This window comes from Hymenobacter convexus, from assembly GCF_030580955.1.
Classification (GTDB): domain Bacteria; phylum Bacteroidota; class Bacteroidia; order Cytophagales; family Hymenobacteraceae; genus Hymenobacter.
In genome coordinates, this window is the sequence record NZ_JAUQON010000008.1 from 212,446 (window position 1) to 237,267 (window position 24,822).

Genomic DNA, 24,822 nt, shown 5'->3' on the forward strand with positions numbered 1-24,822 from the left:
TCTGCGAGTCCGCGCCCGAACGAACGATTCGCCATCGCGCGGACGCGCAGCGTCCACGCTACAGACAAAAAGCCCGCTGCCCCATCCGGCAGCGGGCTTTTTCTATACCCCTTACTTCATCTAAACCTCACGGGTTATTCATCAACTTTTCACCATATTCTCATCCTCTGCCTGTTCCCACCCGATTTTTTTTATGAATAAATTTATTTCCGGCATCGTTGCCTTCTCGTTGAAGAACCGCTTTTTCGTCTTCTTCATGACGGCGCTGCTGGTGGCCGGCGGTACATACAGCTACGTGCACACGCCCATCGAGGCGTTTCCCGATGTCACCAATACCCAGATGATTATTGTGAGCCTCTGGCCCGGCCGCTCGGCCGAGGAGGTGGAGCGCTTCGTGAGCACGCCCATTGAGGTGGCCATGAACTCGGTGCAGATGAAGAGCAATATGCGGAGCATCAGCATGTTTGGCTTGTCGGTGCTTAAGATAAACTTCGAGGACAACGTGGAGGATTTCTTCGCCCGTCAGCAAGTGAACAACCTGCTGAGCGGCGTGAACCTGCCCGCCGGCTGCGACTCCCACGTGCAGCCCCCGTACGGCCCGACGGGCGAGATTTTCCGGTACACCGTGCAGAGCCGCACCGGCCGCAGCACCAACGAACTGCTCGCCATCCAGGACTGGACGGTGGAGAGGCAACTGAAATCGGTGCCCGGCGTGGCCGACATCGCCGCCTTCGGGGGCACCCGTAAGGTGTACGAAATCAGCGTGAACCCCGCCATGCTGGCCAAGTATGACATGACCCCGCTGGAAGTGTACGACGCCGTGCAGAAGTCGAACCTGAACGTGGGCGGCGACGTGATTGAAAAGAACTCGCAGAGCTACGTGGTACGCGGCATCGGCCTGCTCACCAAGCCCGAGGACATCGGCAACATCATCGTGAAGGACGTGAACAACGTGCCCATCCTAGTGCGCAACGTGGCCCAGGTGACGGAGAGTAACGCCCCCCGCGTGGGCCAGGCCGGCCTCGACGACCAGAGCGACGTGGTGGAGGGCATCGTGATTATGCGCAAGGGCGAAAACCCCGCCGAAGTGCTGGGCCGCGTGAAAGCCAAAATTGCGGAACTCAACGAGAAGGTGCTGCCCAACGACGTGTACCTCAAAACGTTCTACGACCGCGACGTGCTGATGGACCACTGCACGCACACCGTGATTCACAACCTGATTGAAGGCATTGTGCTCGTGACACTCATCGTGCTCATCTTCATGGCCGACTGGCGGACGACGCTCACGGTGGGCGTGGTGGTGCCGCTGGCGCTGCTGTTTGCTTTCGTGTGCTTGCGACTGAAAGGCATGAGTGCCAACTTGTTGAGCATGGGTGCCATTGACTTCGGCATCATCATCGACGGGGCGGTGGTGATGGTGGAGGGCATTTTCGTGGTGCTTGACCACAAGGCCCATCAGGTGGGGATGGAGAAGTTCAACAAGCTGGCCAAGCTGGGCCTCATTCGTAAGACCGGCGGCGAGCTGGGCAAGGCCATTTTCTTCTCCAAGCTCATCATTCTCACCTGCCTTCTCCCCATTTTCGCCTTTGAGAAAGTGGAGGGCAAGATGTTCAGCCCCCTGGCTTACACGCTGGGCTTTGCCCTGATTGGTGCCCTGATTCTGACCCTGACCCTGGTGCCGGTGCTGTGCTCGCTGCTGCTGAACAAGAACGTGAAGGAGAAGCACAACCCCATCGTGACCTTCTTCGACAATATTGTAACCAAGGCCTTTGGCTTCACCTACCGCCACAAGCTGCTGAGCTTCGGGGTGACGATGGCCATTGTGGTAGCCGGGCTGTACTCGTTTAAATTTCTGGGCTCGGAGTTTCTGCCGGAGCTGAACGAGGGCGCGCTGTGGGTGGAAACCAAGCTGCCGATGTCGTCGTCGCTGACCGAAACCAACAAGATGGCGGCCAACTACCGCCGCATCCTGCGCTCGTTTCCAGAAGTAACGTCGGTGCTGAGCCAGACGGGCCGTTCCAACGACGGCACCGACCCCTCGGGCATCTACTACGTGCAAGCGCAGGTCAACCTCAAACCCAAGGAGGAATGGAAGCGCAACATCACGAAGGAGCAGCTGATTGACGAGATGGACAAGAAGCTGAAGGAGTACCCCGGCATCATTTTCAACTACTCGCAGCCCATCATCGACAACGTGGAAGAGGCCGTGGCTGGCATCAATGCGGCGCTGGCGGTGAAGATTTTCGGCAACGATTTGAAGGAACTCGACGGCAAGGCCAACGAAGTGATGAAGGTGCTTGGCGGCGTGCGCGGCGTGAAAGACCTGGGCATTCTGCGCAACCTGGGCCAGCCCGAAATGAGCGTGAAGCTCGACCAGACCCGCATGGCCGCCTACGGCGTGCAAACCGCTGATGCGCAAACGGTAGTGGAAATGGCTGTGGGCGGCAAGGCTGCCACCCAGATTTACGAGGGCGAGCGCAAGTTCGACGTAACGGTGCGCTACCCCAAGCAGGACCGCGACACGGAGGCCAAAATCGGCGAGCTGCGCGTACCCACCATTCGCGGCAGCAAGGTGGCACTCAAGGAAATTGCCACCATCAAGACGGAAAACGGCCCGGCCTTCGTGTACCATGATAACGGGCAGCGCTTCATCGCGGTGAAGTTTTCCATCCGCGACCGGGACATGGGCTCGACCATTGCCGAGGCGCAGAAGAAGATGGACCAGACCATCAAGCTCGGCAAAGGCTACCGCATTGAGTGGGCCGGCGAGTTTGAGAACCAGGTGCGCGCCACCAAGCGCCTGAGCCAGGTGGTGCCGGTGTCGCTGGTCATCATTTTCATCCTGCTCTTCATCACCTTCGGCAACGGCAAGGACGCGGCGCTGGTGCTGGCCAACGTGCCTTTTGCCCTCATCGGCGGCATTGCCGCGCTGCACATCACGGGCGTCAACTTCTCGATTTCGGCCGGCATCGGCTTCATTGCCCTGCTCGGGATATGTATTCAGAATGGCATTGTGCTCATCACCGTGTTTAAGGAAAACCTGCGCAAGAAAATGAGCCTGACCGACAGCTTGGTAGCCGGCGTGGCCTCGCGTGTGCGCCCGGTGGTGATGACAGCACTCATGGCGATGATTGGCCTTTTTCCGGCCGCGCTCAGCACCGGCATCGGCTCCGAAACGCAGAAGCCGCTGGCCATCGTCGTCATTGGCGGACTGGTGACGGCCACGGTACTCACGCTGCTGATTTTCCCGCTCATCTTCGCCTTCTTCTACCGCGAAATGAACCAGAACGGGCCGTCGCCGAAGCGGCGCAAGAAGGAGCAGCCGGTGCTGGTGGGGGCGTAACACGTGTAGAGACGCGACACTTCGCGTCTCGGCGTTCAACGCTAATTGTCAGAAGCTTAAGAGCGCTGACGATGAGACGCGAAGTGTCGCGTCTCTACATCGCCCAACAGTTACCGCCTGCGCATTTTATCCAGCAGCGCCACTGCTTCCGGCGCGGTGCTCGTCAGCAGCACACCCGCGCCGTAGAGCAGCGTGAGAACGCCGCCGCGCATCAGCAGTGTGAGCCAGATGTTACTGGTTTCCGGCAGCACCCACGCCACGAAGCCCGCCACGGCGGCCACCGCCAAGATGCGCGGAATGCGGCTGTCGAACGGCTGCAGGCCATAGGTATGCCACACAAACCAGGTGCGGATGGAGTTGATACCGACCAGGGCGATGCAGTAAGCCAAGGCGGCGCCTTCCAGCCCGTAGCGCGGAATCATCACCCAGTTTAGGCCCACGATGAGCAGGGCCAGCGACACGTTGAACCCCAAATCGTAGCGGTAGCGGGGCGAGGTGACGACGATGGTGCCGTTGACGCCCGTGATGCCATCGAAAAGGCGGCCAGCCAGCAGCAGCAGCACGGCCCCGGCCCCGGCCGCGTATGCGGGTTTGTGGATGAGGCCGAAGATGAAGTTGAGATTGAGCCCGATGCCCAGGGCCAGGTAGCAGCCCAGCAGCGTGTTGAGGCGCGTGACGCGCTGGTAAAACACGCCCATTTTCTGCATGTCGCCTTCCTTCCAGTATTCGGCAATGAGCGAAAAGGCCGTTTTGTTGAGGGCCCGAAAGGGGAGGGTGAGGGCCGTGCTCACGTTGGTGGCCAGCAGGTAGATGCCGCCGGCGGCCAGGCTGAGTTTGGTGCCCACCATGAAGTTGTCGGCTTGCAGGAGCAGCGTGCCCGAAATGTTGCTTAGCAGCGCAAAGCCGCCGAAAGCCAGCATTTCGCCCAGCGGCTTCACGCGCAAAGCGGCGCGCGTGGGACGCAAATGCAACTCGCCGATGGCGGCCAGGTAAATAGTCAGCAGCAGCGCCACCACCGCGTAAGCCCCGGCGTAGGCCACCACGAAGCCCGCAAAGCTCAGGTAGTGGGCACTGTAGGCCAGCGCGGCGCCTACAATCAGCAGCCGTAGCAGGATTTCCTGGCAAAAGGAGGCAAACGACGTGTGAAACAGCGACTTCAGGTAAGCATCCTGCAGCGCGCCGAGCATGATGACGCCCGCCAGCGCAATGGCTACGCCATAATGCGGCGCTACCAGTGCGGCATCTTCGGCTTCGTACCAGCTCAATACCAAGGGCTTGCCGAGGGCCATAACCACCGCTACTACCGCGAAGCCCAGCAGCGGCAGCCCCAGCAGCAGCGGCAGAAACCCGGCGTGGTTGCGCCCCTGATTGCGGAAATAGGGAAAGTAGCGCAGCCCCGCGCTGGCGAACCCAAACATGCCCAACTGCGCCCCAATGGTGGCCAGAAAAACCAGCACGCCCACCAGCCCGAGCTGGCTGGTGGTTATCAGCCGGGGCAGCACAAAAATGGTGTTGGCGAAACCGATGGCGAGGCCAATGTAGGAAATCAGGGTGTTGCGGATGCCCTGGCGCTGAACAATGCCCAAATGGTGAATAAGTAAAGGAGGCGATGAGAAATGCGGGCTTGCACCTGACAGGAGGCTGGCACGGCAACGAAAAGCAGCCGCGAAGCAGGCGTTACTGGCCGCAAAGTTCGGCCACAATCTGGCTTCCGGTGAGAAAAACGGCGCCGCGCTCCCGCAGGTCGTTCATTATTTCGGCAAACTGACGCGGGCCGGTGGCGGTGTTGGCCGGGTCGAAATGGTCGTTGTGCCAGAGCACCGTGGCCACGCCGCCGAAGCGCGCTATTTCGCCCAGCATGGGCTGAAGCGCGGGCAGGATTTCTTCGGGCAGTAGCTGCAGGTACTGGGGGTGCTGCAGGGTAGCATCCATCACATTAAGCGGGATTTCCAGAAAGGAATGAGGCTGAGCGCGCTCGAAATCAAACGGATAGAAAGTCAGGCAATACGAATTGCGAAACCCGAAATGTTCGGCAAACCCCAGGGTTGAATCGTAGCGAAAGCCGGCGGCGGCCACCACGCCGGGCGTGCGCCGCGGCTCCCAGCAGAGGAAATGGAACCGGTTGCCCGCCAGTTGGCCGGGCGAGTATTGCCCGGCTTCTTCTCGCAGTTGTCGGTCGTCGCAAGCAGTGCCGTAGCTGCCGTGGCTGGCCGTTTCGGCGCCATTGGCTTCCAGTTGGCGAAGCCGTTGCAAGAGGACGGAATCTATTTCGTAGTCGGCGTTAGCGGTGCCGTTGGGTGCGGGTTGGGAACTGCCCAGCATGAAAAATGTGGACGGTGCCCCCAGGTGCGTGGTGGCGGCCTGCACCTGCTCCAGGTTGTCCCAGGGAGCGGGCCGGCCCAGGGCTTTGTCCAGCAGCGCGCGCCCGGCCTCCCGCAACTTCCGTTGCCGCAGGGCGCCCCGCACGGCCGTGCCCCAACCGCCGTGCAGGCTGTCAATGTCGTGCGTGATGAAGCCCGCGAGTGGGGCGCCCTGCCACTGGCGGGGAGCCAGGCGTTGCCCACTCACGTGTTCTACGGCTGTTTTCAGCACGTCGAAATAGTAGTTTACTACCGGCACGGCCACGAAGCCGTACTGCTGCTGCACGCTGCACGCGTAAGGAAAACGCCCGTGCCGGTCACGTTCCAAGGAAAAGTATTCCTGCCAGCCGCTGAGCAGATAAAAAGCCGCCGAAACAACGTCTGCATTGATAATTGCGGCGCCAGGCGTTAACGTCAGTAGCGGGACTTCCGGCTCAGAATCAAAGAAAAAGGGGATTTTCCGGCCGCCCCAGCTGCGCCAGTTAGGAGCCGGGCAGTAAGGGCTGGCTTCATCGAAAAAAGACCCCGCGCCATTTGCAACGCTTACCTCGCCAAGCGTTGGCTCGTAGCCGATGGCTACTTTTTGCGCGGCTGGGTAGGCTTGCCAGAAGTGCTGCAGCACGTAAGCCAGTCGCACCGCCGGCGTAATTGCCGGCCAGGCCGGGGGGGGAGACGCAGAAAGTGCCGGGGCTGCCATACGCCGCGAAGATAGCCGCCGGGCCCGCGCGGTTAGCGCATCACTTCCAGCCAGCCTTTGTACACAAAACCGGTGGCAGGGCGGCGCAGCAGCACATAATACACGCCGGGGGCGGCGTCGGCGCCCCAGTCATTGCGGTAGTTGGCGGTTTGGAAAACGGCCCGGCCCCAGCGGTTGTACACCTCCAGCGTCCAGCCCTCGCCCTTCAGGCCCTGCACCGCGAACTGGTCGTTGTGCTTGTCGCCGTTAGCCGTCACAATATTAGGTACCTTCAGGCAGGAAGCCACGGCCACCGTGCGGCTAGCGCTTTGCTCGCCGCAAGCGGTAAACACCCGCAGTGTGTAGCGCCCCGAAGTCTGGGCCAATAGCTGGCGACTGGTCGAGCCATCCGACCATTGATAGCGTAAGGCATTGCCTGTAGGACCTTGCAACAACAACTGGTCGCCTTCGCACAAGGTGGTATCAGCGCCCAGCGAGAAGACAGGAGGCAAGCCGGCCGCATTGAGGCGCACCGTGCGGCTGGCCGAAACGGTGCAGCCGGAGCCATAGGTGGCCGTCACGGTATAAGCGCCGGGTTGGGTGACGGGCAATGTCGGGGTGGTGGCGCCGGTCGACCACCGGTAGGCTGTCGCGCCGGTGGCTGTCGCGGTTAGCGAAGTACTGGTGCCGGCACACACCACGGAGTCTCCGGCGATGGCGAGGCCGGGCGCGGCCACCGCGCGCACCGTGCGACGCAATACCCGCGAGCAACCCGAGGCGAAATTTACGGTAGCAGTGTAGGTACCGGGGGATAGGTTGATAATAGTTGGGGAGGTAGCGCCATTGCTCCACTGGACGGTGAAGGCCGCTGGAGAAGCCAGTGTCAATTGGGTGCGTGCTCCACTGCAAAGGACTGAGTCGCCGGTGATTTCAGCCGTAGTAACGATGCCGGGGCCCAAAATGTATTCGCTGCGGTAAGCGGCGTTTTGCAGCAAAAGCGAACTACCCAATATCGGAAGTTGGCCGGTTGAATTCCAGCCCAGTTCGTTGCTGATGCGTGAGTAGGCGCTCCGGCAGTTAGGGCCAACCAGGGGATGCAGCCGCAAGGAATAGGCATTGGTAGTAGCCGAGGGGCCTATAGTGAACACGCCCACATAGTTGGCTGTGGCTGCGCCTGGTGGCAAAATGGACGGCAAGGCATTGATGGTATAGACCTGCACGCCACGGGTTTGGCTAGAAATCCCGCCAACCACAGCCGAATCGCCGGATATTGTTCCCACGCTCACCCGGCTGCCGGCGGGCCAGGCATTCTGGTACAAACTCGCGCTGGCATCGCCAACAGGTGCCCCCGACAGGTGCCAAGTGCCGCTGATGTTCAGAAGGTTGGCGTTGGTAGGCACGGCGCCGTTGTCGAGGGCCACGGTGCCGTTGTTTTGGTCCAAGCGATAATAGGCCACAAGAGCCGTGGGGGCCGTGGCAAATTTGCGGCACATGTTGTCGCGAATTTCGGTTTGGGTGCGGGCCGTGCGCCACACCCGTACCTCGTCGAGGTCGCCGTTGAAATACTGCCCGCTCTGCACGTCGTAGCAGCCAATGACCATAGCCGTGCTGGTGGTGAGGTCCGATTGCGAAGCCGGGTAGGTGCCGGTGTTTTCCAGCACGCCGTCCACGTAAATCTGCCAGGTGCTGAAGTTACACACGCCAGCGAGGTGGTGCCACTTGCCATCGTCGATGCGGGCCCCCGACGCTCCCGACGACATGTACTGGCCCACCCCAATCCGTCCATTGAAATAAGCATTACCCCCCAGAATAGCGAGGTGGTAGCCCTTTTCTTCCAGCAGCGAATTGTAATATTTCCCCAAAATCCACTGATAAGCGTTGCTCGACGTTTTTATCCAGGCCTCCACCGTAACCTGTTGGGTGATGCCCCGGTTACTGGTGCCACAACTAATGTAGCTGTTGTAGCCGTTGAAAGTGAGTGAGTTGCCAGGGCCAGGCAAGGTTTGCGCCTTGCTGCTTAAAACACTAGCCAAGGCGAGCGTTAACCCGAAAATAAGTTTATAAAAGTACGAGAAACGAGAGAGGTGAAGTCGGGTAGAAAGAGTTAGCATGCGCAGCTAAATAATAAGCCAGTAATGAAGCAAGTCAGTAAAGTTACTTTAGCCAATCGGATATAAAGTGCAGGGCCAGTGCTTGGCTCTGGCCCTCATACTTGGTACCAAGTGTAGCATTGTAATAAGCAGCCCTTCGGAAAAGGTCAATGGGCTTATGTTTTTGATATTCAATCAGCAATAACTTGAGCTCGGACAGGCTTCGGGCCGATTCTATTAAGCCTTGCGCCACGTAGCCGTAGTAATCATCAATCGAGGCATTGGTGCTAAAGCGGTAGTAAATGCTGGCCAGGTTGAGGAGCGTGGCCTCCAAGTGCGTCGAGGTGTCGGCGGCAATCAGCGCGTCGTGTCGTTGTAGAAAGGCAAATACGTTTTCCTGGCGCGCATCCGACCAGTGCAGCAACGGTAGGGCGCTGCGTAAGGGGCCGAAATCGCGCGGGTCGCTGGGGTGCGGGCGCAGCGTGAAGGATAATTCGGGCAGTGCCTCCAGCAGGTAAGTGAGGGTGGTGGCCAGCGCGGGGAGCGGGTCGTGCACGTTGCAGGCCAGCCCGACCCGCGCAACCGACAACCGTATGTTCTTATGCCCCAGAAAAGCATCGGCCTTGGGCATGCCCACCAGCTCTACGCGGCCCTGCACCGGGCCGCACTGGCGGTATTTGTCCAGCGCGTCCTGGCCTTCGAGCAGGCTCAGGTCGAAGCCCAGCGGCGGGAAGCTGGTGCTCACGCTGGCGTGCTGAATGTAGGCCGTGGGCACGCCCTCGGCGCGGCAGGCCAGCAGCAGCGAGCGGGTGTCGTCGTTGTGGTCGTTGGAGAAAACCACCGCGCGCGGCCGGTAGTGGCGCAGGGCCCGGCGGTACACCTCGTAGTAACCGATGGCGTAGAAAATAAAGTCAAAAAAACGCCATGCCCGCCAGCCCTCCGAGCGCAGCAACCCAACAAAAACCACGGGAAATTGCCAGTAATACAGGAGCTTGCGCCGCAGTGACAGCCGGTTGACCTGTCCGGCGTAGCGCCCCACGTTTTTGGCCTGCCCGGCCAGCAGCACGGCATCGGGTCGGGCTTCTTTGATGAAGCTCAGCGCATCGTAATTGTTGGCGCTCACTACGTAGAGCCACACTTTGCCGTGCAGGTCTTCGCGGTTTTTGATGAGTTGGAAGATGTTGCCCACCAGCCGCAATCCCGCGTAGCCCAGCACCCGCGCTAGGCGCCGGAGCGGATTGGCGGGCGAGATGCTGGCCATGGCCGCCGCCGGCACCGAGGCATACACGTCGGAAAAGCGCAGCTGCAGAATGTCGCGCAGGCGCGCTAGCAGCGGCAGGGTGCGCGGCGGCACTACAGGGCCTCCCACGTGAGCGGCGTGCCGGGCTTGAGGTCGCGCACGGCCTTGCGGCCCAGTACGGTTTCCCAATGGCGGGGCCAGAGGCCGTCGCCGGGCCGGATGATTTTCAGGTTGTCGGTCGTCAATTCCTCACCGGCCGCAATGGGCCTGGCCACGTAGATGCTGCGTTTGTAAAGCCGGCTTTTCTCCTCGCCCGCTTGGATGCAGAGCTGCACCCCGCCCAGTGCCTGATGGGCGCGCTCGGTTTCTTCCACCAGCAGCTTCAGCTCGTGGGGCTCCAGCGAAAAGGCCGAATCGACGCCGCCCTCGGCGCGACTGGTGGTGAAGTGCTTCTCGATGACGCAGGCGCCCAGGGCCACGGCGGCCACGCTGGCGCCCACGCCCATGGTGTGGTCGCTCAGGCCAATGGGGCAGCCGAAGGTTTCGGCCAGCACCGGAATGGTGCGCAGGTTGGTGTTGTCCGGCGAGGCGGGGTAGGTGCTGGTGCATTTCAGCAGCACCAGCTCGCGGCAGCCGGCTTCGCGCAGCACCCGCACGGCGTCATCAATCTCGGCCAGGGTGGCGGCCCCGGTGCTCACAATCACGGGCTTGCCGGTGGCGGCTACCTTGCGCAGCAGCGGCCAGTGGGCGTTTTCAAAGGAGGCTATTTTGTAGGCCGGCACGTCCAGCGTTTCCAGAAAATCCACCGCCGTCTCGTCAAACGGCGAGCTGAAAGCCAGCAGGCCGTGCTGCTGGGCGCGGGCAAACAGCTCGGCGTGCCATTCCCAGGGCGTGTGCGCTTCCTGGTACAGCTTATACAGGTTCTTGCCTTCCCACAGCGATTGTCCTTCCTCATCGATGGCGAAGCCGGTGTCCATTGTGATGGTATCGGCGGTATAGGTCTGCAGCTTAAGGGCATCCACGCCGGCGGCGGCAGCGGCATCCACCAAAGCCAGGGCCCGTTCGAGGCTCTGGTTGTGGTTGCCCGACATTTCGGCGATGATAAACGGCTTGTGCGCGGGGCCAACGGGCCGGCCGCCGATGTTGATTTCGGTCATGAGACGACAAATGCGAAGTAGAACCACAAAGGTAGTTTGGGCAGCGCCCGAAGCCTTGCCCGGCCTCAGCTGCCCACCAGTCCGGCCACGAAGTCCGCCGTCAGCTCGTCCAGCGAGTGAATGCTCCGGTCGGCTGCGTGGGCCACATCGGCTTCGAGGTGGGCGTAGTTGCCCCGCAGGATACGCACGGTTTTGAAACCCAGTGGCTTGATGCCCACGAAATCCTTGCGCACGTTGTCGCCCACGTAAATCACCTGACCGGGCGCCACCCGTTCGCGCCGGCAAATCAACTCGAACACGTGCGGGTCTGGTTTGGCGCGGTGGCGGCCGTGGCGGTTGGTGAGGTAGGCGTGGCGCACCCGGCCGGCCAACGGCAGGGCGGCCACCTTGCGGGCCTGCACTTCCTTATGCCCATCGGTCACGATATAGAGCGGGCCGGCGGCGAAGCGCGTCAGGCAACGCTCAGCGTCGGGGTAGAGGCTCAGGGTGGGCTGGTGTTGGCGGTAGGTGCGCAGGCAGGCGGCCACCAGCGCCTTGCTCCAACGTCCGTGCTGGCGCAGCACGTTGTCAAACACCTGGCCCCGCCCTTGTTCCGCTTCTTCGGCCATCATGCCAGCCGCTAACGTATCGGCCGCCACGCCCAGTAGCGGGCTTAGGAAATCGGCCACCGTCCGAAAGCCGCTGTGCACATAGCTCAACTCGGGATAAAGGGTGTCGTCGAGGTCGAAAACAAGGACGGGCATGTGATTTGACTCGGGATAAATAGCAGAGAAAACGTCATGCAGAGCGTAGCATCTCGCGTGCACTAGCGACTCAACCGATTGAATTGCGTTGCGCACGCGAGATGCTTCGCGGCGCTTTGCATGACGGGAAAGGCTTTTTATACAAGTCGCGTCGCTACGCCGCTGTCACCACATCCGCCGCCGCGCGCACCTGCCGCAGCGGCCCAGCCGCCGGCCGGAACGGAAATTGGCTCAAATCAGCCCCCGCCGCTTCCTGCAGAAACCAGAAAAACGAATCGACTCCCGCCGCGATGCCCAATGTAGAGGCGCCGCCGAATCGGCAGTTGCACTCGATAATATGCAATTCGCCGTCTGGCGTGAGCAGCGCCTGCAACACCAGCGGCCCGTATAGCCCCAGCTTTTCCACGATGGGAACGAGGCGGGCCGCCAGGGCCGGGTCGGGCAGGGTGGTGGTCACCTGCGACTCGCCCCGCACGATGACGTCGCGGGTGCGGGGCACCAAGCCGAGCACCCGGCCGGCGCGGTCCACATAAGCATCCACACTGATTTCCTGGCCCTGAATGAAGGGCTGAAAAACGGGCTCATCCAGGGTTTGGGCGTGGGCGAGGGCAGCGGCTTCGGGCAGATTCAGGCCCAAGCTGAGCGAGCCGGCGCCGTGCCGCTCCTTCACCACAAAGCCCGTGGTGGCTGGCTGCCTGGCATCCGAGGTTAGCGCATCCAGCCCCAGCGCGGTTGGGATAACCGGTAAGCCATTGGCCCGGCCAAATACCTCAAACTCCAGCTTGTCGAGGCAGCGCGTCACGGCTTCGGGCGTGCTCACCAGCACGGCAATGCCGGCGTAGGCCAATGCGACGCGGTGCCGACTCCAGAAGGCCAGCTCGCCGTCGCGGGTGGGGATGATGTGGCCGATACCTTGGGCCTGGCACTGGCTGATGATGTCGGGCAGGTGCTGGTCGGTGGTGGCGGGCATCAGCCAGAAATCGTCGGTGAAGTGCCGGGCCAGGCAGGCCGGGTTCATGTCGCCGCCGATAACTTTCACCTCGGGGTGCAGGCGCTGCGCGGCAGCCCGCACGGCCTGCACCAGCGGTACCTTGGCCGCCACGCTGCTGATGAGGATATGGCCCGGCGCCTTGGCGGCGGGCGCCTGCTGACGGCCACGCTCGTAGGCAATGATTTCGGGAATGGCCACCTCCAAGGAGGTTGAAGGCAGCCAATCTATCTGGCTGGACCAAAGTGTCATATCGGCCTGTGATGCTTCGAACGGAATGTCTGACGCCACGTAGTTGGCGCGCATGCCGGGGAAATTTTGCTTGAGTACTTCCACCACGTCGGCTACGCGGCGGGCCCGGCCGGTGCCCAGGTTGATGATACCCGTGACGGCTTCGGCGGCGGCCAGGCGGAGCAGGCCTTCGGCGGTATCGGCGGCGTAGAGATAGTCGAAAAACGACTCGGCGCCATACACCGTGATTTCCTCGCCGGCCAGCAGCATGCGCACCCAGCGTGAGGTGATGTCGCGCCCGTTGCGGCCGTAGCCGCGGTAGATGCGCGGGATGGCCGTGCTGAACTGCGCGCCACGGAAGGTCTGCAGGAAGCGCAGCTCGATTTCGTGGGCCAGCTTGGCCATGCCCGTTAGATTGCGGGGCAGAATGGGGTCGGTTTCGCGCAGGCTGCGGGGCTGGGCCGGCACTTCGGCGAAGTTGTACAGCGCGGGGTCGTAGATGAGGTAGCTGCTGGCAAACACCACGCGGCGCAGGGAGGGCAGGTCCTTCTGCACCGTCATGAGGTGGTGGCTGAGCTGCACATTGTGCCGGAAGTTCTCCTCCCAGAAGCCGTAGGTTTCGGTAGACCGCTCAAAGGTGGCGGCCAGATGAATGAACACCTCGGGCGCAAATACGCCGATTTCCTGCTCGGTGAGGAAGTTCAGGTCGCCCTGTCGGTACTGGAAGCGGGTCGGGAAATCGGCCGGGCGGGGCTTGAGGTCGCCCACCAATACTTCGACATCATCGGGCAGGGTGGCCAGGCGGCGCACCATTTCCTGGCCAATCACGCCAGCGCCGCCGCTGATAAAAATTCGTTTAAGAGGCAGAACCAAAGGCTGTGGCATAGTCGGCGGCCAATTGGCCGTGCATCAGTGAGTCGGCAAAAGTACCCGGCGCGAGCTGGATGTGCTGCCGCAGCCGCCCTTCCAGCCGGAAGCCGCTTTCCTCCAGAATGGCCACGTGCGCCGGCCGGATGTCGTAGGTTTCAGTAAACAAGCGGTTGAATTTCAGTTCTTCAAACGCCACCTTACCCAGCAGCCGCAGGTGGGCCCGGAAATCTTGGCGGTAAATGACCGCATCCGCAGCCCGCTCAGGTGCCACCAGAAAAGAAACCTCCGCGCGCAGGTCGGCCCAGGAAATGTGGACGAGGCCGCCGTAAGCCACCAGTTCGCCGCGGTGCAGCAATGAAAATAGCAGCTGCCCCGGCTGCTCCTGCTCAAACAATGGCATCACTACCCGCTGAAAATAAGCGTCTTGCTGTTCGACGGTGAGCGGCGCGGCCTGGCGGAGCACTTCGAGCTGGGCATTGCGCCAAGCCTGAATAGGCTCCCGGTCCTCGTAACGGATGGGCACGAGCTGGTAGTCGTGCCAGCGGTAGTCGGCTTGGGAAAGGGGACGATAGGTGGGCATGTTAAAGACTAAAAAACCAAAACGTCATGTCGAGCGCAGCCGAGACATCTCGCGTGCAACAGTAAATCAATCGCGAGGACGACCCTAGTGAGATGTCTCGGCTGCGCTCGACATGACGTTCAGTAAGATTCCGACAACCAATGCTTACACCACCAAATAAGAAATCAGCGGATTGAGCGGGCTGCGGCGCAGGGCGTAGTTGGCCACGCCGAAAACCTCGTCGAATGCCAGCGTCTCGCCCGGAAACTCGGGGCAGTTCAGCTCGTCGAAGGCCACGATGGCGCCTTTGGTCAGGCGGGGCCGGATGGCTTCGAGACAAGCCTTTGTAGGAGCGTAAATGTCAAAGTCGAAGTAGGCGAAGGCGATGACGGTTTCGGGGTGGTCGCGCAGGTAGCGTGGCACGGTTTCGGAGGCGTCGCCGGCCACCAGCTCAAACTTGCGCTTGTGCGGAATAGGGCTGTCCTGCTCGTGCAAGGCCAGTATCTGGGTGAGGTATTCCTGATAGTTGTCGGTCACGCCATAGTCACCGGCCTTTACTCGGTCGCCGTCCTTTGCATCGACGGACGGAAACCCGCCAAACGTATCGAAACCAATGATTTTGCGGTTGTAATTGAAGGGCTCGTAGATGCCGCGCAAGGCGTGCATCAGCGCCAGGTTCTGGCCCCAGCGCACCCCAAATTCCATGGCCACGCCGTGCACCGGGATGATTTGCTGGTAGAGCTCGGTGAAGAACAGCAGGCGCGAGAGCGTCTGCCTATTCAGGTACAACCCCAGGTTGTTGGGCAGCTCGGGGTTCGGAATGGGCGACTCGCGCAGGGTTTGGGCGAAGTTTTCGCGGCGCGTCTGCTCCTGCACGGGCGCACCGCTCAGAACATTAATCGGGGAGGACATAGGGCGGAATCGGGGTGAACGGGGTGCAAAAATGCCACGATTATTCGGGCTAACTGCCATCGCGTCTCAACAACTAGCTTAAACAGGCGCTAAGGCTGCACCTGGGTATTGGCGTTGTTGATGGCGGCCAGCCAAGGGTGCCTTACCAGCAGGGCGGGCAGGCCCGCCGGGTCGGTCAGGGAAAAATCGGCCGGAAGCTGTGAATAAAGCAGGTGCAGCAGGGCGTAGTCGCTGGGATAATCCACGGTGAGGCGCAGCCCGGCCACCGCCGCCGGCACCTCCAGCGGCAGCGTTTCGAGCCGTAAAAGCTCGGGGTGGCGGCGCAGGTAGGGCGTCACATGCTCCCGCTCCTCCGGCTGGGTGGCTTCCGCGCCGGCCCGGCGCAGGGCGGCGGCCGTCAGCACTTCTACATTAGTGCCTAAAGGCAAACCCGTTGTCAGCGTGTAGTCAGCCTGCGTAGCTAGATGGTGGGCCACGGCCGCCCGCATGAAGGCCGGGTCGAGGGCCGGATTGTCGGCGGTGATGCGCACCACCACTTCGGCATCGTGAGCCGCCGCGGCGCCCACAAACCGGCTCAATACATCCTGCTCATCGCCCCGAAAAACTGGTACTTGCAGGGCCTGGGCGGCGGCGGCCACAGCATCGTCGGCCGCCAGTGTGGAGGTGGCCACCACCACACTGGCGGCCGGCACCACCTGCCGGGCGCGGGCCACCACGTGGCCCAGCACCGTGGTTTCGGCCGACAGAGGCAGGGGCAGGAGCACCTTGCCCGGCAGGCGCGAGGAGTTCATGCGGGCCTGAATGATGACGACAACGCGAACGGGCCAGAGGGGTAGCATAGGTCTAGCGTATGGTCCAGCCCCCGTCCACCACGAGGTTGTGGCCGGTTACAAAATCCGATGCAGCCGCGCTCAAATACACAAAAGCGCCTGCCAAATCCTCGGGCCGGCCAATGCGCCCCAATGGGTTGCGCTGCTGCAGTTCAGCCACAAAACCGGCGGTTTCCTGCACGCCCTCGCTCGGGAAAGGCCCCGGCGACACGCAATTTACCTGAATATTCTCGGGGCCGAGGTACGAAGCGAAGTACTTAGTGAGCTGAATGACAGCGGCTTTAGCCGCGCCGTAGTGGGGCGGGTTAAGGAATTGCGGGTAGTCATCGTAAGCCGCAAAGTCGGGCGCCACCAAGCCGTACATCGACGCCACATTGATGATTTTGCCGCCGCCGTTTTCGCGCAAGTAGGGCAGCACCTCGCGCAGGCAGCGGTAGGCGCTGCCCGCCGAGCCGTCGAGGCCGCGGGCAAACTGCTCGTCGGTCAGTGCATCGGGCTGCTGACCAGCGCTGTACACCGCATTGTTGACAAGCACATGGGGCAGGCCGTGTTGCTCCCGGCAGGCCGCCAGCGCCGCCTGCACCGATAGCGTGGACGCCACGTCGCAGCTTTCGAAATGCAAGCGCCCATCGGCCAGCACCTCGGCAAACGTGGATTTGAAACGGGCTTCATCGCGGCCCAGTACCACCACGGTGGCGCCGTGGGCCAGCAGCCCGGCTACCATTCCGCGGCCCAGGTGCCCGTAGCCGCCCGTAATAAGCACGAGGCGGCCGGTTAGGTCGAACAAGTTGGCGTAAGAGGCTAAGAGCGAGGAGGCCATGCGTAAGGCAGGATAAAATCGGTGGTGGCTTCGGCCAGGGCTTGCAGCTCCGGCCGGAGGCGCTCGGCCTGGCCGGCGTAGGCGCCCGCGGCCAGGTTTTCACGCAGATTGGCGGCCGTATCGACGCCGATGACGGCCCGGCTAACCCCGGGCGCATAAGCGGCAAACAGCAGCAGCAGGCTAGTCAGCGGTATTTCGGCACACTTGGCCAATGCGTCAAGCGCGCTGATTTTCGGGGCCAGCGGCGCGAAGAATGGGGGCAGCGTGGCCGGGTAGCGCAACAACAGGCCTTGCAGGAAAGCCGACCGCACGTGCACTTCCACGCCCGCCTGCTGCAAGGCCGGCAGCAGCGGGCCAAACCGTTGGTCGAGCACGTTAAAAGGCAGCTGCACCAAACCCACGCCCATCGGGTGGGCCAGCAGCCACTCGGCTTCCTCGGGATGGTAGAGCGACACGCCGATGCGCTGCACCGTGCCCGCCGCCTGCGCCTCGCGCAACACCTCCCAGGCCGCCGGATGCTCCCGAAACCCGGCAAACTGGTGGAACAGCACGCCGTAAATCGAAGCCTGCCGCAGCCGCGCCAGCGATTCCTGCAAAGCCTGTCGTACCTCCCCGGCCGGGCCCGCCGCCAGTTTGGTGACCAGTTCAAACGGCCGAGCCCCGGCGGCGGTGCGGCTTAGCCAATCGCCCAGGCGGGTTTCGCTGTCGCCGTAGGCGGCGGCCGTGTCCAGCAGGCTGATGCCGGCGGCCTGGGCGGTACTCAGAATTTCGGCTACCGTGGTGTCGTCGGGGCGGCCGGCCACGTTGTTGATGCCGTAGTCTAGGCCGAACTGCACGGTGCCCAGCGCCAAGCGGCCGGCCAGGTTTCGGGCATCGGGGGGCGTCATATCAGCGAGCATGGGGCGCTTCAACAAACTCCCGAATGCAGGCCACCACGTAGTCCTGCTCCTCGTCGGTCAGCGTCGGAAACATGGGGATGCTGAGGCAGTGCGCGTAGTATTCCTCCGCCAGCGGGAAGTCTCCCGCGCGCCAGCCCTGGGCCTCGTAGTAAGGCATACGGTGCACCGGGATGTAATGCACCTGCGCGAATATCTGTTTGGTTTTCAGAAAGTCATACAGCTCACGCCGATGCGCTACTTGAATGACGTAGAGATGATAGGCGTGGCCGGCTCGGGCAGGCGCCAACACCGTAACGCCCGGCACCTGGGCAAAGGCCGCATCGTAGCGGGCTGCCAGCTGGCGGCGGCGGGCAAGGCCCTCGTCGGCGCGGGCGAGCTGGCTCAGGCCGAGGGCGCAGTTGAGGTCGGGCAGGCGGTAGTTGTAGCCGAGCTCCTGCATTTCCATGTACCAGCCGCCGTCGGGCTCGCGCTGCAGGTCGGCCGGGTCGCGGGTGATGCCGTGGGTGCGCAGGCGCAGCAGGTGGTGGAACAGCGCCTCCGAGTTGGTGGTAATCATGCCGCCCTCGCCGGTGGCAATGTGCTTCACGGGGTGGAAGCTGAAGATGGCCAGGTCGGCAAAGTTGCCGTTGCCGCAGCGCTGCTCCCGGCCCTGCGAGTCGATGAAAAAGCCGCCGGGCGCGTGGCAGGCGTCCTCAATCAGCCAGAGGCCAAACTCGTCGGCCAGCCGGCGCGCTTCCTCCAGGTTCACGGCCAGCCCGGCAAAATCAACCGGAATCAGGCCCGTGAAATACCCTTTCGGATGCGCTTCGAGCAAGGCCCGCACTTTGGCCAAATCAATCAATCCGGTGGCAGGGTCAATGTCGGCAAAATGGACTTCGCCGCCGCAGTAGCGCACGCAGTTGGCAGAAGCAGAGAAGGTGAGCGGCGTGGTGATGACGCGCTGGCCGGGCTGCACGTTCAGGGCCAGAGCGCACAGGTGCAGGGCGGCCGTGCCGTTGCTCACGGCCACGGCATAACGGGCACCGATATACTGGGCGAACTGCTTTTCAAATTCGGCTACCGTCGGCCCCTGGGTGAGGAAGTCGGCGTGCAGGCTGGCCACCACGGCGGCCACGTCGGCCTCGCTGATGAACTGGCGGCCGTAGGGCAGGGGGCGGGCGGGGTGGAAGGCGGAATCAGGCATCGGGGCAAAGGTAAAAGGGAATGCGGCGGGCCACGCAGAAAAGTCCGCTTTTGCACTAGCCAAGCGCTTGCCTATGATAAGCACTGCCGGCTTCAGGCCTTCGGCAGCCGGGCAATCGAGGATAGCCGGCAGTGCGCTACCCCAATACGCCCACACCAGCGCACCGCCTGTTCTGCCCATATTTGGGTGGGGGGCTGGCTCATGCAACCTGCGCCCCAGCTGGCGGGTCAGCGTTGTGGGCGTTTCTACCTTGCAATATGATGTCAATTCTACCTAACTGGCAGTCGATGGCGCGCGTGCTCCTGCTGGTGCTGGGCCTGGCGGGCTCCGCCCAAGCCCAGTGCGAATACTTCAACTGGTACTTCGGCGACAGCGCCGGCATTTCGTTCGTGGCGCCCATTCCGCAGGCAAAGCCGCTGCTCAATGGCCACGTGCGGTTTCCGCAGGGGGCCGCGGCCATTTCCGACGGCGCGGGCAACTTCCAGTTTTCATCCGACGGCTACCGGGTTTGGGACCGCAACGGCCGGCTCATGCCCGGGCGCAACGTGTCGCAGGTGCTGCGCAACTTCAGCGCCAACGTGCGGCAGGTGCTGGCGCTGCCCCAGCCGGGAAGCACCACCCGCTACTATGTATTTGTGAGTCAGCGCGAATTTTACACGAACGAATACCCCACGCGCAGCACTACGCCGCTGTACCTGCCCTATGCGGTGGTGGACATGAGCACCCGCAACGGCCTGGGCAGCATCGTGGCCCGCGACAGCGTCCGGCTGCCCGATTTTGCCCTGCACATCCAGGGGCCCATCTACGGGTTGGCCTGCAACTGGGCCGCCGTGCGCCACACCAACGGCCGCGACCTGTGGCTCATCGGCGTCACCACCGAAGGGCAGTACTGCAGTTGGCTGCTGGGGTCCGGCGGCCTGGCCGCCACGCCGGTCATCAGCCAGCAGCCCCGCTGGATTAGCTCCAACGGCATCTTCAAGGCCTCCGTCGATGGCTTACAGCTGGCGTTGCTCGTCAATGCCAGCCAGCCTTCAACCTTGCACGTTTTCGGCCGGCTGGAATTAGCCCGGTTCAATACTTCCACCGGCCAGGTCGATAACGCGCAGGAGCTGCCCACCCGCGCCAAGGGCTCGCACTGGGTGATGAACCAAGGCAGCGGCTCCGGCTTTCTGAGCACCCTGACCGGGCTGGAGTTCTCGCCCGACGGCACGCGCCTCTACGCCGACACTGCCGGCGTTGCCCCTCTGCAGTACAACCTGCTGGCCGGCTCGGCCCAAATGATAGATGCGACGCGAACACCCATCCAGGTTCAGGGCCCCGGCGCTTCTCCGCAAATGCGCGACCTGAAGCTGGCGCCCGACGGCAACCTCTACGTGAGCTACGGCAATTCCCAACTAGGCCGAATCAGCGCGCCCAACGCCCTGGGCAACGGCTGCCAATGGCAAAGCAGCGCTTTCAGCCTCGCGCCCCGCCAACCCAGCACCGGCACCTTCCCCCTCACCCTCAGCGACCTGAACCTGCGCGCCGGCACCGGCGCAGGGCTGATTTACATCGCCGCCCGCAACGTGTGCGCCAATCAGGAAATGTTTTTTGTGTCGTGGGTGAGCCCCTTGGCCACGCCCACTGCGCGCACTTGGGATTTTGGCGACTCCGCTTCCGGCGCGGCCAATACGGCCACTGGCGACTCGCCGTCGCATACTTATCGGGAGGGCGGCACCTACACCGTCACGCTGCGCATCAGCACGGGTAGCGGCCAGCAGTTCACGGGCACCCAAACGGTGCAGGTCTATGAGGCGCCGGTGGTAGAGTTGGGCGTGTCTCGCACGTTATGTGCCGACGAGGCCCCGCTGCTAAGCGTGGGCCCGCAGCCCGCCGGCAGCACCTACCGCTGGCAGGATGGCAGCACCGGCCCGGAATTCCAGGTCAGCACCTCCGGCACGTACCGCGTCACGGTGGCCAGTCCCAGCGGCTGCCTCACCACCAAAGAAGTCAGCATCACGGTGAATGACTGCCCGGCGCTGCCCACCATCATCACCCCCAACGGCGACGCGCTCAACCAGCTTTTCGTGCTCAAAGGGCTCAATGCGGCGGACTGGAGCCTGCGCATCTTCAACCGCTGGGGCCGGCAGGTGCATTGGCAGGAGCAGTACGACAACAGCTGGGCCGCTCAGGGCCAGCCGGACGGCGTGTATTATTACCAGCTCAGCAACCGCACCTCCAATCAGCGCCTCAAGGGCTGGCTGGAGGTGCGGCGCTAGCCACTAGGCCACGAAATCCGCGTCCACGTGCAGGCGGATTTCATCTCGAATCTGTTCGGCATCGAGCCATTCCTCGTTGTTGGCCGAATCGTACTGGAAGCCCAGCGGCACGCGCTTGCCGTGGAAGTTGGCAATGAATTTATCCACGTCCCAGGTCGGCATCGAGGGCAGGATGACGTAGTAGCGGTCCAGTTCCACGGTGCTCAGGGCGTCGGTTTCCGTAATCATGGCCTCGTGCAGCTTCTCGCCGGGGCGGATGCCCACGATTTTTTGCTCGCACTCCGGGCCAATGGCGCGGGCCACTTCCGTGATTTTGTAGGAAGGAATTTTCGGCACGAAAATCTCGCCGCCCCAGGCGTGCTCCAGCGCATAGAGCACCAAATCAACGCCTTCTTCGAGCGAGATATTGAAGCGCGTCATGTCGGGGTGAGTGATGGGCAGCACGCCGGTGTGGCGCTGCTGCAAAAAGAACGGCACCACCGAACCGCGCGAGCCAATAACGTTGCCGTAGCGCACCACCGAAAAGCGTAAGTCGCGGCTGCCCTTCATGTTATTGGCCGCCACGAAGAGCTTATCCGAGCACAGTTTGGTGGCGCCGTAGAGGTTGATGGGCGCGGCGGCTTTGTCGGTGCTCAGGGCCACCACGTCCTTCACGCCGGAGTCGAGGGCGGCGTTGATGACGTTTTCGGCGCCGAAAATATTGGTCTTGATGCACTCCATCGGGTTGTACTCGGCGGCGGGCACCTGCTTGAGGGCGGCGGCGTGAATCACGATGTCGATGCCCTCGCAGGCGCGGTGCAGGCGCTGCGGGTCGCGCACATCGCCAATGAAATAGCGAATGGCCGGGTACTTGGCCGGGCTGAATTCCTGGCTCATCTCGTACTGCTTCAACTCGTCGCGCGAGAACACCACGAGGCGCTTCACCTGCGGGAATTTTTCGAAAACGGTGCGGACGAATTGCTTGCCGAACGAGCCGGTGCCGCCCGTAACGAGGATGGATTTGTGGTTGAGGTCGAGAGCCATGAAAAAAGGGGAAGCCAAAACAGGACTGCAAAAGTAGTTCAATTAGGATTGGCGCTAATGCCGCCTGTCATCCTGAGCGCAGCGAAGGACCTGCTCACGTCATCATCGGCTGAATTACTGCTAGTCGTTTCAAGGTGAAAAGGTCCTTCGCTGCGCTCAGGATGACAGGCCCGCTCTTAAAACGCCCGCCGCTGCCGACCTTCGCACCGCCCAGCCGCTGCCGCGCCCCGCATGCTTTTCAATTCCCTCCACTTTCTCCTCTTTTTCCCGCTCGTCGTCGGGCTCTATTTTGGCTTGCCGCCCCGCTGGCGCAACCCGCTGCTGCTCGCTGCCAGCTACTATTTCTACATGAGCTGGCGGGCTATTTATGCCCTGCTGCTGCTCGCCACCACCGTCCTTGACTACTACAGCGGCTACCGCATGAGCCAGCTGCCCACCAAGGCGGCGCGGCGGCCCTGGCTCTACCTCAGCCTGGCCAGCAATCTGGGTACGCTGTTCGTTTTCAAGTACTTCAACTTCTTTCGCGACTCCGTATTACAGCTGGCCGAGGCATTCCACCTGCCGCACGGCAGCGGGCCGGTGCTGGGCCTGCTGCTGCCGGTGGGCGTGTCGTTCTACACGTTTCAGTCGGTGGGCTACATCATCGATGTGTACCAGGGCCGGTTGGCAGCGGAACGGAATTTCGGACGGTTTGCCCTGTTCGTGGCGTTTTTTCCGCAACTGGTGGCCGGGCCCATTGAGCGCGGCGGGCACATGCTGCCGCAGTTTCGGCGGGAGCACGAGTTTGATTATCAGCGCGTAGTGAGTGGGTTGCGGCTCATGGCCTGGGGATTGTTCAAGAAAGTGGTGGTGGCCGACCGCCTGGCCCTGCTCGTCAACCCGATTTTCAACAACCCGCGCCAGCACCCCGAGGGGCCGCTGCTGCTGCTGGCCACGCTGGCTTTTACCTTTCAGATTTACGGCGATTTTTCGGGCTATACCGACATGGCGCGGGGCGCCGCCCGGGTGCTCGGCTTCGAGTTCAACCTCAATTTCCGGCAGCCCTACCTGTCGGCCTCGGTGCCCGAGTTCTGGCGCCGCTGGCACATTTCGCTGTCGAGCTGGTTTCGCGACTACGTGTATATCCCGCTGGGGGGCAGCCGCGTAGCCCCGGCCCGCGCCTATGGCAACCTGCTGGCGGTGTTTCTCATCAGCGGCCTCTGGCACGGCGCCAACTGGACGTTTCTGGTCTGGGGCGGGCTGCACGGGCTGTACCTGGTGCTCAGCACCTGGGCCCGGCCGGCGCGAGAGCGGCTGGCGCAGCTCACGGGGCTGACGGCGCACCCGCGCCTGCGCCGGGCTGGGGGCGTGCTGCTCACGTTCGGGCTGGTGGCCTACGCCTGGATTTTCTTCCGCGCCAACACTTTGGACGATGCCATTTTCATCAGCCAGCACCTGTTCAGCAGCTGGAACACGCTGGGCGGGCGCGGCACGGCCACGCTGCTGCTCGAATTTTCGCAGCACTACCGGCCCGAACTGGCCGTGGCCGCTTTCAGCGTGTGCCTCATGCTGGTCCTCGAATATTTCGGCCGGGCGCGCAGTCTGCAGGCCTGGGTTTCGGCCCAACCGGCGGCCGTGCGTTGGGCCGGCTACGCCGGGCTGGCGCTGCTAATTCTGTACCTAGGCGTGTTCAACAGCACCTCGTTTATTTATTTTCAATTTTGAAGCGGCCCGATAATTCTGCGGTTCTGAAGCTGCTGGGGCGGCTGGCGCTGCTGGCCAGCGCGGCGCTGCTGGGTGCGCTGGCGCTGGGCCCGGTGCTGCGGCGCGGGCAGGTTGATGCGTTTTACGGCCGTTTCACCAGCCCACCCGCGGGCTCGCTGGTGTTGGGCACCTCGCGGGCGGCGCAGGGAATCCGGCCGGCGGTGCTGGCGGCGCGGCTGGGCGGCCGGTTTGAGGGGCCGCTGCTTAACTACGCTTTCACGCTCACGCACTCGCCCTACGGCCAGGCTTATTTGCGCAGTATCCAGCGCAAGCTGCGCCCGGAGGTGAAAAACGGCCTTTTTATTGTAGCCGTCGACCCGTGGTCGCTGTCGCTCACCGGCCCGGAAGGGGTCTTTCCGGAGGACCAGTCGTTCATTGGCCAGCTCCATCAGGTGAGCCAGAATCCCAATCTGCCTTACCTCACGCGCTACCAAACCAAGCCGCTCTACCGCCTGCTGCTCGACTACGCCACCGCCACCGAGCGCCTGCACCCCGACGGCTGGCTGGAAGTCAACATTGGCACCGACAGCGCCCAGGTGCGCGCCCGCACCACCCGCAAGCTGCAGGATTATAAGCAACTGGCCGCTGCTCAGCACCTCTCGGCGAGCCGGCTACAGGCCTTGCGCCAAACCATTGAGTTCCTGAAGCCCCACGGCCGCGTGGTACTAGTGCGCCTGCCCGTCGGGCCGTCGCTGCTGCAATTGGAACAAGTTTACCAGCCCGGCTTCGACCAACTCATGCGCCGACTGGCCAACAACTCGGCCGTGCCCTACCTCGATTACAGCGCCCAGCCCTACGCCACCACCGATGGCAACCACCTGCAGCGCAACGCCAGCGCAGCTTTCAGCGAGCAACTGGCCAAGGACTTAGCCAAAATGCTGGCCGCGCAGTAGCCTT

General features: G+C 62.6%; 18 protein-coding genes. 4 read left to right on the top strand and 14 right to left on the bottom strand.

Features of this window, described 5'->3' with window-relative positions; genetic code table 11:
• Positions 1–193: 193 nt before the first annotated feature.
• Entirely contained in the window at positions 194–3,343 is a 3,150-nt protein-coding gene (locus Q4S41_RS17690; RefSeq protein WP_305032468.1) for an efflux RND transporter permease subunit, read from the top strand.
• Positions 3,344–3,453: 110 nt separating this feature from the next.
• Here Q4S41_RS17690 and Q4S41_RS17695 read toward each other — a convergent pair whose 3' ends face one another.
• From Q4S41_RS17695 to pseC, 13 genes are all read right to left on the bottom strand, one after another.
• Complete coding sequence (locus Q4S41_RS17695; RefSeq protein WP_305032469.1) at positions 3,454–4,929, bottom strand: lipopolysaccharide biosynthesis protein; 1,476 nt, start codon at positions 4,927–4,929, stop codon at positions 3,454–3,456.
• Between the two features lie 91 nt (positions 4,930–5,020).
• Complete coding sequence (locus Q4S41_RS17700; RefSeq protein WP_449271971.1) at positions 5,021–6,400, bottom strand: DUF7033 domain-containing protein; 1,380 nt, start codon at positions 6,398–6,400, stop codon at positions 5,021–5,023.
• A gap of 32 nt (positions 6,401–6,432) precedes the next feature.
• The gene (locus Q4S41_RS17705; RefSeq protein WP_305032471.1) at positions 6,433–8,412 is read right to left on the bottom strand and encodes a LamG-like jellyroll fold domain-containing protein; all 1,980 of its coding nucleotides are present in this window, start codon (positions 8,410–8,412) and stop codon (positions 6,433–6,435) included.
• 121 nt (positions 8,413–8,533) lie between these two features.
• Positions 8,534–9,823, bottom strand: coding sequence for a hypothetical protein (locus Q4S41_RS17710; protein ID WP_305032472.1), 1,290 nt, complete (start codon positions 9,821–9,823; stop codon positions 8,534–8,536).
• A complete protein-coding gene (gene pseI / locus Q4S41_RS17715; RefSeq protein WP_305032473.1) occupies positions 9,823–10,866 on the bottom strand; it encodes a pseudaminic acid synthase in 1,044 nt (347 codons plus the stop codon). The genes Q4S41_RS17710 and pseI overlap by 1 nt, the downstream gene beginning before the upstream one ends.
• 65 nt (positions 10,867–10,931) lie before the next feature.
• Complete coding sequence (locus Q4S41_RS17720) at positions 10,932–11,609, bottom strand: HAD family hydrolase (RefSeq protein ID WP_305032474.1); 678 nt, start codon at positions 11,607–11,609, stop codon at positions 10,932–10,934.
• Between the two features lie 154 nt (positions 11,610–11,763).
• Entirely contained in the window at positions 11,764–13,701 is a 1,938-nt protein-coding gene (locus Q4S41_RS17725; protein WP_305032475.1) for an NAD-dependent epimerase/dehydratase family protein, read from the bottom strand.
• Entirely contained in the window at positions 13,685–14,278 is a 594-nt protein-coding gene (locus Q4S41_RS17730; RefSeq protein ID WP_305032476.1) for a GNAT family N-acetyltransferase, read from the bottom strand. Before Q4S41_RS17730 ends, Q4S41_RS17725 begins: the two co-directional genes overlap by 17 nt.
• A gap of 144 nt (positions 14,279–14,422) precedes the next feature.
• Complete coding sequence (locus tag Q4S41_RS17735) at positions 14,423–15,169, bottom strand: TylF/MycF/NovP-related O-methyltransferase (protein ID WP_305032477.1); 747 nt, start codon at positions 15,167–15,169, stop codon at positions 14,423–14,425.
• Between the two features lie 89 nt (positions 15,170–15,258).
• A complete protein-coding gene (locus tag Q4S41_RS17740; RefSeq protein WP_305032478.1) occupies positions 15,259–16,008 on the bottom strand; it encodes a cytidylyltransferase domain-containing protein in 750 nt (249 codons plus the stop codon).
• Between the two features lie 4 nt (positions 16,009–16,012).
• A complete protein-coding gene (locus Q4S41_RS17745; RefSeq protein WP_305032479.1) occupies positions 16,013–16,819 on the bottom strand; it encodes an SDR family NAD(P)-dependent oxidoreductase in 807 nt (268 codons plus the stop codon).
• Positions 16,801–17,706: an aldo/keto reductase gene (locus Q4S41_RS17750; RefSeq protein WP_305032480.1), complete on the bottom strand. Its 906-nt coding sequence runs from the start codon at positions 17,704–17,706 to the stop codon at positions 16,801–16,803. The genes Q4S41_RS17745 and Q4S41_RS17750 overlap by 19 nt, the downstream gene beginning before the upstream one ends.
• 1 nt (position 17,707) lies before the next feature.
• Positions 17,708–18,901 carry a UDP-4-amino-4,6-dideoxy-N-acetyl-beta-L-altrosamine transaminase gene (gene pseC / locus Q4S41_RS17755; RefSeq protein ID WP_305032481.1) on the bottom strand — a complete coding sequence of 398 codons (1,194 nt, stop codon included), beginning with the start codon at positions 18,899–18,901 and terminating at the stop codon, positions 17,708–17,710.
• Between the two features lie 257 nt (positions 18,902–19,158).
• Between pseC and Q4S41_RS17760 the strand changes: the two genes are divergently transcribed.
• A complete protein-coding gene (locus Q4S41_RS17760) occupies positions 19,159–21,159 on the top strand; it encodes a T9SS type B sorting domain-containing protein (RefSeq protein WP_305032482.1) in 2,001 nt (666 codons plus the stop codon).
• Positions 21,160–21,162: 3 nt separating this feature from the next.
• On the opposite strand, the gene pseB is transcribed toward Q4S41_RS17760, so the two are convergent.
• A complete protein-coding gene (gene pseB, locus Q4S41_RS17765) occupies positions 21,163–22,182 on the bottom strand; it encodes a UDP-N-acetylglucosamine 4,6-dehydratase (inverting) (protein ID WP_305032483.1) in 1,020 nt (339 codons plus the stop codon).
• A gap of 231 nt (positions 22,183–22,413) precedes the next feature.
• On the opposite strand from pseB, the gene Q4S41_RS17770 reads away from it, so the two are divergent.
• Complete coding sequence (locus tag Q4S41_RS17770) at positions 22,414–23,886, top strand: MBOAT family O-acyltransferase (RefSeq protein ID WP_305032484.1); 1,473 nt, start codon at positions 22,414–22,416, stop codon at positions 23,884–23,886.
• Positions 23,883–24,818: a hypothetical protein gene (locus tag Q4S41_RS17775; RefSeq protein WP_305032485.1), complete on the top strand. Its 936-nt coding sequence runs from the start codon at positions 23,883–23,885 to the stop codon at positions 24,816–24,818. The genes Q4S41_RS17770 and Q4S41_RS17775 overlap by 4 nt, the downstream gene beginning before the upstream one ends.
• The last annotated feature ends 4 nt before the right edge of the window (positions 24,819–24,822 follow it).

Bases quoted from the DNA above. Each gene is read 5' to 3' on its own strand.
- Q4S41_RS17690 (WP_305032468.1), top strand. From the start codon at position 194: ATGAATAAATTTATTTCCGGCATCGTTGCCTTCTCGTTGAAGAACCGC.
- Q4S41_RS17700 (WP_449271971.1), bottom strand. From the start codon at position 6,400: ATGGCAGCCCCGGCACTTTCTGCGTCTCCCCCCCCGGCCTGGCCGGCA.
- pseI (WP_305032473.1), bottom strand. From the start codon at position 10,866: ATGACCGAAATCAACATCGGCGGCCGGCCCGTTGGCCCCGCGCACAAG.
- Q4S41_RS17720 (WP_305032474.1), bottom strand. From the start codon at position 11,609: ATGCCCGTCCTTGTTTTCGACCTCGACGACACCCTTTATCCCGAGTTG.
- Q4S41_RS17730 (WP_305032476.1), bottom strand. From the start codon at position 14,278: ATGCCCACCTATCGTCCCCTTTCCCAAGCCGACTACCGCTGGCACGAC.
- Q4S41_RS17735 (WP_305032477.1), bottom strand. From the start codon at position 15,169: ATGTCCTCCCCGATTAATGTTCTGAGCGGTGCGCCCGTGCAGGAGCAG.
- Q4S41_RS17740 (WP_305032478.1), bottom strand. From the start codon at position 16,008: ATGCTACCCCTCTGGCCCGTTCGCGTTGTCGTCATCATTCAGGCCCGC.
- Q4S41_RS17745 (WP_305032479.1), bottom strand. From the start codon at position 16,819: ATGGCCTCCTCGCTCTTAGCCTCTTACGCCAACTTGTTCGACCTAACC.
- Q4S41_RS17750 (WP_305032480.1), bottom strand. From the start codon at position 17,706: ATGACGCCCCCCGATGCCCGAAACCTGGCCGGCCGCTTGGCGCTGGGC.
- pseC (WP_305032481.1), bottom strand. From the start codon at position 18,901: ATGCCTGATTCCGCCTTCCACCCCGCCCGCCCCCTGCCCTACGGCCGC.
- Q4S41_RS17760 (WP_305032482.1), top strand. From the start codon at position 19,159: ATGATGTCAATTCTACCTAACTGGCAGTCGATGGCGCGCGTGCTCCTG.
- pseB (WP_305032483.1), bottom strand. From the start codon at position 22,182: ATGGCTCTCGACCTCAACCACAAATCCATCCTCGTTACGGGCGGCACC.
- Q4S41_RS17770 (WP_305032484.1), top strand. From the start codon at position 22,414: ATGCTTTTCAATTCCCTCCACTTTCTCCTCTTTTTCCCGCTCGTCGTC.